Annotated in this window: 6 protein-coding genes; 3 read left to right on the forward strand and 3 right to left on the reverse strand. The window is 59.5% G+C overall.

Going from position 1 to position 5749, the window contains the following annotated elements; all coding sequences use genetic code 11:
• Positions 1 to 184 precede the first annotated feature (184 nt).
• Together AC52Q4_RS06825 and AC52Q4_RS06830 are read left to right on the forward strand one after the other, a co-directional pair.
• Positions 185 to 595 carry an IS5 family transposase gene (locus AC52Q4_RS06825; RefSeq protein ID WP_495536056.1) on the forward strand — a complete coding sequence of 137 codons (411 nt, stop codon included), beginning with the start codon at positions 185 to 187 and terminating at the stop codon, positions 593 to 595.
• Positions 596 to 698: 103 nt separating this feature from the next.
• The gene (locus AC52Q4_RS06830) at positions 699 to 1475 is read left to right on the forward strand and encodes a gamma-glutamyl-gamma-aminobutyrate hydrolase family protein (protein ID WP_495536052.1); all 777 of its coding nucleotides are present in this window, start codon (positions 699 to 701) and stop codon (positions 1473 to 1475) included.
• Here the strand turns inward: AC52Q4_RS06830 and AC52Q4_RS06835 are convergent.
• The 3 genes from AC52Q4_RS06835 to AC52Q4_RS06845 form a co-directional block, all read right to left on the reverse strand.
• Complete coding sequence (locus AC52Q4_RS06835; RefSeq protein WP_495536053.1) at positions 1459 to 2502, reverse strand: D-alanine--D-alanine ligase family protein; 1044 nt, start codon at positions 2500 to 2502, stop codon at positions 1459 to 1461. The genes AC52Q4_RS06830 and AC52Q4_RS06835 overlap by 17 nt on opposite strands.
• Positions 2503 to 2577: 75 nt before the next feature.
• Positions 2578 to 3933 (reverse strand): ATP-binding protein, encoded by a 1356-nt coding sequence (locus AC52Q4_RS06840; protein ID WP_495536054.1) that lies wholly within the window; start codon positions 3931 to 3933, stop codon positions 2578 to 2580.
• Between the two features lie 124 nt (positions 3934 to 4057).
• Positions 4058 to 4498: a CheR family methyltransferase gene (locus AC52Q4_RS06845; protein ID WP_495536057.1), complete on the reverse strand. Its 441-nt coding sequence runs from the start codon at positions 4496 to 4498 to the stop codon at positions 4058 to 4060.
• Between the two features lie 104 nt (positions 4499 to 4602).
• Between AC52Q4_RS06845 and AC52Q4_RS06850 the strand changes: the two genes are divergently transcribed.
• Positions 4603 to 5738, forward strand: a protein-coding gene (locus AC52Q4_RS06850; RefSeq protein ID WP_495536055.1) for an IS630 family transposase whose coding sequence is annotated in 2 segments (ribosomal slippage) — positions 4603 to 5032 and positions 5032 to 5738 — 1137 coding nt in all. Because the reading frame shifts where the segments join, the coding sequence is not laid out codon by codon here.
• Positions 5739 to 5749 lie beyond the last annotated feature (11 nt).

A 5749-nucleotide genomic window follows, 5' to 3' on the forward strand; every position in this document is an offset into this window, starting at 1 on the left:
CAGAGCTGGGCAACTGGCACACCACATATGTCCGCTTTGCGCGTTGGGCCAGAGACGGGGTCTGGGAGCGGATCTTCCAAGCCTTCGGTGAGGATCGGGATCTCGAAGAAGTCATGCTCGACAGCACGGCAGTGCGTGCCCACCAACACGCCGCAGGCGCCCAAAAAAACACGGCCCGCAGGCTCTGGGCCGCTCTCGCGGCGGATTCGCCACCAAACTCCACGGCATCGTCGATGCGCTCGGTAACCCCATCGGCTTCACACTCACCGGCGCCGAGCAGGCCGATATCACCCAAGCCTTCGCCCTGCTCGAACAAACTCCAGGCGCGCAGGCGGTGATCGCCGATAAGGGCTATGACTGCAACGCCTTGGTCGAGCACATCGAAGCACAGCAGGCCGAGGCCATTATTCCGCCTCGGTCCAATCGAAAGATGCCACGGGACTACGATCGGCATCGATACAAGGCGCGCAATCTGGTGGAGCGCTTCTTCAACCGGCTCAAGCAGTTCCGCCGGATAGCGATCCGCTATGAAAAACTCGCCGCACATTTTGCTGCCATGGTCAGGTGTGCGTGCATTGTGCTCTGGCTCGCTTAAATGTGAACAGGACCTAGCAAGTGGCTTCGTAGGCTATGCTTCTTAAAGCAAGTGGTGGCGTTGGCCACTTGGTTGATGAATGGCCTGATGAGGGAATGCATAGATGCGTCCGGTCGTCGGTATTACTTGCTGCTTTCGAGAGCACGGCGGGGCCGGTTACGACTGTGTCGCGCGCAAGTACACCGACGCGGTGGACGAGGCCGCGCGATGCTTGCCCGTCCTGATTCCGACCTTGGGTGCCGCTGTGGACACTGAGGCGCTTCTTACTTCTGTAGACGGCGTACTCTTTACCGGCAGCTCCACCAACATTGAGCCGTGCCACTATGGTGGCCTGTCTGCCAATCACGGCGGCGAGCGCGACTTACGGCGTGATGCCACCACCTTGCCATTGATCCGCCGGGCGGTCGATGCCGGGGTGGCGGTACTTGCGTTGTGCCGTGGTCATCAAGAGCTTAACGTCGCTTTTGGTGGCACCCTCCATCAGCAGCTCCATGAGCTCGAGGGCACATTGGATCATCGTGAGGATACGACGTTACCTGAGGCGAAGCGCTACGGCTCGGCCCATGAGGTCCGATTGACGCTGGGCGGCTTCCTGGCGCGATTGCTGGGCACCGAGCGCCTGCAGGTAAATTCATTGCACATTCAAGCCATCGACCGCGTGGCGACGGGTTTGGTGGTAGAGGCTGTTGCGTCCGATGGCGTTGTTGAGGCGGTTCGCGTGGAAGGGGCCCGCCGTTTCGCGCTTGGGGTGCAATGGCATCCCGAATGGCAAGCCGTGCATGCCGCCGCCTCGCGCAAACTGTTTGAGGCCTTCGCCCAGGCGTGCTGGGAACGCATGAGCGAACGCCTGAGTGGTGCCGGCGCTAAAGTGCATTGCTAACACGCTCAAGCCCCGCCCGAATGATCAGATCAAGCATCACCGCATAGCCGTGACCGGCAAAGCCTGCCATGCTGGCCATCATCCCGTCAGCACCCCACATGGGGTGGCAGTTCACGTCAATGAGGCGAGGCTCACCGTTGTTATCGCAGCGAAAGTCAAACCGTGCGTAGTCCCGGCAGTCGAGGCGGGTGAAGATTCCCCGGCACTGGCTCTCTAGCTGCTCGCGCAGGGCTAGGGAAATCGGTGCCTCGCGCAGTCGGATTTGACGCCAGTAGGCTGAGCCCGGGTCGACCTTGGCCGCGTAAGTCAATATCGGTGGCAGCACAGGGTCTAGGGCACTGTAGTCCACCTCCAGTGGCGGCAGCGACGCGAAGCCGGTGCCCGGATTACCGATGAGCCCTACGCTGTACTCTGGTCCCGGAAGATAGTCCTCGATCACTAGGCCTGGTCGATCGAGGAGTTCAGCCAGTCGGCGTAAATAGCGCGCTGCATCGCTATCGTTGTAGACAAGCGCGTCCGGCTCGATCCCGATGCTGCCATCGCCGTGGTTTGGCTTGATCAAAGCTGGATAGGTCTCGGGCTTTGGGTGGGCGCCGCCGACAAGCTTGACGAAGCGTTGCTTGGGGACCGGAATGCCAAGATCGGTGGCGATGTGCAACACTGCGTTTTTGTCGTGGCATAGGGCCAGGCACGCTGGCCCCGCGCCGATGTAAGCGATATCCAGCATCTCAAGCAAAGCGGGGATGTGAAGCTGGCGAGAAATGCGGTTTCCGTAGCCGGTGTTACAGAAGTTGAGCACCAGCGGCGGCGCATTTCGGCGTAGCCCCTCATAATACAGGGCGTGCTCATCGAGGAAGTCGAATTCGTAGTCGGTAAGTGTGCTCAAGGCCGACTTGAGTTGGCGCACGGTCTCGTAGTCGTGTGTCTCGAAGCGCCTGCTCAGATTATAAGCATAGGGCAGCCTCGGATCGCCAAGGAGCACCGTAATCCGAGTTCGCTTTGAGGTTGGGACGGACCTTACACGCATTATGGCCTCCGGCGTTCGGTTTGTCGTCTGGTCTGTGACGAGCGCCAGCACTGGCCAACCGCGGGCCTACAGGCCTCACTTTATAATGTCCCGCCTCCCTTCGGCGATACACTTAGAGATATCGGGCCGTAGCGGCGTGACCCGCACGTCGAGCAGTTTCGTTGCGTAACGGAATTTTGCGAGCAGCTCTTTCTGGTTATGCCCGCCAAGGAACACTTCGGCGAGCTCGAAGCTGTAACTGTCCTGAAACGGCAGATGCGCAAGCCGGGTGCCTCTACCCTTGCCCTTGGGCATCAGCACGCGCATGCGCGCCTCGGGATAGTGCGCCTGAAGCTGCGCTATCGCGGCCTGCTTGGGGAGCCGCTCGACGATACCGTCCTCATAGACGCGCAGCATGAACTTGCCCGCCAGCGGATACTCGCCCTGGCGGTAAGGGAGCGTCGGCCGCTGTCCGAGACCAAGCTCGACGACCGCTTTCTGGTTCGTGGCCCCATCAACCATATGGAATAGCCACGAGTGCGATTTCGAGATGCGTGAGTTGATCTCAAGCAGGCGAATACGATCGCGTTGCGAATCCCAGAAGAACTCGATGTTGAAGGCGGCGCCGTCGTACCCAAGGTGCCGAATGACGCGCTCGGCCGCCTCGGCCATGCGAGCCTTGACCCGCCTGGGCAATGCCGAGGGGTATTGGTAACGCGAGAAGCAGGAGCGGTGTCGTCCGGTGCGAATGGAGTCCACGATTCCCAGGGTGTGAACCTCGCCGTCAAAGGCGTAACCCTCAAGCGTGCACTGTTTGCCCGCGGAGATGATCTCCTCGGCGATACAGTGATAGCCGTCGATGGAGGCGATGCTCTGCGGTAGCTCTACATGGGCGAGAAACTCGTTGAAGGGCCTGGCCATCAGGCCGATGCGCCGGCGGATGATCGCAAGACGCTCGTATAGCGCTTTGGCGTCGGCAACGTGGAATCCAAGAAACGAGGAGTGTGCTTTCACCGGTTTGATCCACAGAGGATAGCTCAGCTCCAGGTCGGCCAGCGGAGCTGCGGCGAAAGGATTGATCGTCTGAAAGCGCGGGACCAAATCAGGCACGGCCTTCATCTGCTCGAGCCGTGACCAGTACTTGTGCTCACAGCGCGCCACTGCCTCTAATGTTGGGCCCGGAAGACCAACTCGCTTAGCGATCAGCGGTGCCAGCGCGCTGGTCGGAAAGTCCCAGTAGCCGATCACGGCGTCGATCGAACCTGAAAATTGGGCAAGGAACGATTCCGCGCGCCCGATGAGCCGATCCAGTGATGGATATTTCATCTCAGGCGGCCGGACGACCTCAGCGTGGTCGAACAGTGCTATGAAGCGGTAGTCACCTAATGGCTTGATCGTCTGTAGCAGCTCGAGATTAAAGGGATCAAGGCCGACGACGAAGATGTTCTTCATGGGGGTCATCCAAGAAAATACTTTGGCATACGCGCCGGCGCAGCGCTGAGCGCGTGCAGGATGCAGCGCTAGTGACGAGCGCACATCGCTAGCACCCATTATATTTGACAGAGCATTGTATAGATTAGGCCACTCTGTGGCGGTAGATTGGAATGTTTGGCAGCCATTGCTGGAAGTAAGCTAGCCCGCACGGCGGCAGGGTCTCATGACGACCGAGCGCCAACGCGCCTTCCGGGACGAGGTGCTCCCGGATTCGACTGAGCGCGCGCTCTTGGCTTCTCAGGTCAAAGTAGGTAAAGACAAGATTCCGGCACATGATCAAGCGAAACGATCCCGGGGGCGCGTCCTGACGGATATCGCCCAGACGCAGTTCAACCGACCCTCGGTACTCGGGCTGTAGGCACCAGCCGGCGGACGTCTTACGGAAAGCCATTCGGCACCACTCCTCGGGAAGTTCTCGCAGCGTCTTGCCTGCATAGCAGGCGTGAGCTGCACGCCGGAGCATGACGTTGCTCGCATCAGTGGCGACCACCTCGAAAGAGATATCGGGGAATCGCGCTTGCAGCTGGACTCGCTAGAGCAGCGCTAGTGTCACGTCACTCGTAAATCGTCGTATCTGATCATGATGTGATAGGCTGTCTTTCCGTCTGAACAGACGGAGAGAGATTCTTGGTCAAGAAATACAAAGTGACGTTACAGGCGGACGAGAGACAGTCTCTCGAGGCGATCACGCAGAAGGGCTCGCATCAATCTCGGAAAGTCATCAACGCATTGATCTTGCTGAACTGCGATGAAGGCGAGTTCAATCAGCGGCGCTTGCGGGGCGAGGATGTGGCCGAGGTGCTGAAGGTCAGCATGCGCAAGCTTGATCGGGTCAAAAAACGATTCGTCGAACAGGGGCTGGAGACGGCTTTGGGCGGTCGGCCGCGCCAGCGGCAGTACGAGCGCAAGGCCGACGGTGATCTGGAAGCGCGCCTGGTCGCGCTGAGTTGTAGTGAGCCGCCGAAGGGCTACTCTCAGTGGTCGCTTCGGTTACTCGCCGATCGTGCCGTCGAACTCGAGTACGTCGACAGCCTATCCTACGAGACGGTCCGTCGGGTTTTAAAAAAAACGAAATCAAACCCTGGCGGCGGATCGGTTGGGTGATTCCCCCGGCGGGCAACGCTGAGTTTGTCGCCGCGATGGAGCGGGTTTTGGACGTGTATCGACGTCCTTACGATGGTACGAATCCAGTTGTGTGCATGGACGAGACGCCGCGACAGCTCATCCGAGAAACACGCACGCCGCTCCCGCCCGGCCCTGGGCATCTGCAGCGCTACGACTACGAGTATGAGCGATGCGGCGTGTGCAACGTGTTCATGGCCACTGAACCCTTGGCCGGAACCCGAATGACCAGGGTGACCGATCGCAAGACGAAGATCGACTGGGCGCAGTTCCTTCAGGACATTGCCGAGCGTTACGCTGATGCTGAGCGGATCACGCTGATCATGGACAACTTGAATACCCACAGACCGGGGGCGCTATACGAGGCCTTTCCCCCGGATCAGGCCAAAGCCCTCTGGGACCGTTTTGAGTTCGTCTACACACCGAAGCACGGCAGTTGGCTCAATGTGGCCGAAATCGAGCTCAATGTGATGATCAGCCAATGCCTGAATCGACGAATCGACAACATTGCAGCGCTGCGCGATCAGATCTCAGCCTGGCAGGTGCATCGCGATCAACTCCAGGCGAAGGTGAACTGGCAGTTCACCGCGCAAGACGCACGCATCAAACTGAAGCGCCTATATCCGACGTTTCATGCGTGACATGACACTAG

Source organism: Nitrococcus sp. (assembly GCF_059432795.1).

Excerpts from the sequence above, each read along its gene's own strand:
- AC52Q4_RS06835 (WP_495536053.1), bottom strand. The coding sequence starts at position 2,502 with ATGCGTGTAAGGTCCGTCCCAACCTCAAAGCGAACTCGGATTACGGTG.
- AC52Q4_RS06830 (WP_495536052.1), top strand. The coding sequence starts at position 699 with ATGCGTCCGGTCGTCGGTATTACTTGCTGCTTTCGAGAGCACGGCGGG.
- AC52Q4_RS06840 (WP_495536054.1), bottom strand. The coding sequence starts at position 3,933 with ATGAAGAACATCTTCGTCGTCGGCCTTGATCCCTTTAATCTCGAGCTG.